This is a genomic window from Methylophaga sp. UBA5088, from assembly GCF_002414625.1.
Taxonomy (GTDB): Bacteria; Pseudomonadota; Gammaproteobacteria; order Nitrosococcales; family Methylophagaceae; genus Methylophaga; species Methylophaga marina.
In genome coordinates, this window is the sequence record NZ_DIAC01000010.1 from 41,944 (window position 1) to 43,003 (window position 1,060).

The 1,060-nt window shown below is 40.7% G+C and carries 3 protein-coding genes; all 3 read left to right on the forward strand.

The window, feature by feature from the left end; translation table 11 throughout:
* Positions 1–242, forward strand: a 242-nt coding sequence (locus B4K20_RS00965; RefSeq protein ID WP_289281541.1) for a hypothetical protein, incomplete at its 5' end; no start/stop codon positions are given.
* Entirely contained in the window at positions 239–517 is a 279-nt protein-coding gene (locus B4K20_RS00970; RefSeq protein ID WP_289281542.1) for a hypothetical protein, read from the forward strand. The genes B4K20_RS00965 and B4K20_RS00970, both read left to right, overlap by 4 nt.
* Positions 518–712: 195 nt before the next feature.
* The coding region (locus B4K20_RS00975; RefSeq protein ID WP_289281543.1) for an HNH endonuclease at positions 713–1,060 on the forward strand (348 nt) is incomplete at its 3' end.

Consider the following 1,060-nt stretch of genomic DNA (forward strand, 5'->3'; position numbering starts at 1 on the left):
ATGAACAGTATCACGAGTTCTTCACCAACGCAGACAGAATGCTTGAACAAGCACCGGATGACGAAACAAGAAAATGGGCTATCAACACATTCCTTGATGCCATCAAAACAGAATGGTTAAACGTCAGAAATATGCATGAGTTCATGACGCTTATTGACCGTTATTGCACACATCAATTTCAAATAAGTTTACCAGTCCCGGGTGACTTGGGCTGGGCTTATGAGCGGGAGAATAAATCATGAGTAAATACATAAGTGTAAAGGTAGATGAAAAGATTCATATCGCCAAAAATTCAATGTCGAACGATAGATTCACTGCTGTTACATGGGTTGACTCTGATGAGGAAGCAAAACTGTTTTTAAGAAGGCTGAATAAAGACATCGAAAAAAACAGGACTGAATGCTTATCTAATATGCAGCAGAGCATGCTCAAGCTAAACGCAATGACTTTAAGAGGTATGGAGGGAAGTAGATTATGTGGCCCGTATCTTGGTGGGCTGGGGTTTGCTTCATCATGAACCAATACAAAGCACTAATCATAGGCCAGTTATTCATGTTTGCTGTTTTTTGGTTGATTGTTTGGGGGTTGGCATGAGCGATATCGTGCAGAAGATAGCCTTTACTTCCCTTTTTGTATTTTTCATTACATTCATTTTGACTGCATACGGCAATCACCTTGGCGTTAATACTGAAGCGATTGGAAATGTTGCTCTATGGTCATTCGTGATTATGGTTTTTTCGGTGATTGTGAGGATTTGGTTGTGAGCAAACTAACCAACAAATCAAAAGGCACTACATGCATACGCTGTGGCAGCTCTGATGCTTACAAGAAATTTCTGAAAAGGCGTGAAGAGTCAGTGGTTGTTGATCCTGATACTGGGTGCCATCTATGGATTGGAGCAAGGGATGGCGGTGGCTACGGTTATGTGACTGTATATCTTGGTGATGGAACAAAGAAAAATTATAAAACGCATCGCATTGTTTATCAGTTTGAAGCTGGCGATTCAGTTGATGGCTACATTGTAATGCATAAATGTGATAACCCGTCTTGCTGCAATGTA

Coding starts and splice junctions, on each gene's coding strand:
- B4K20_RS00970 (WP_289281542.1), top strand. CDS start 239: ATGAGTAAATACATAAGTGTAAAGGTAGATGAAAAGATTCATATCGCC.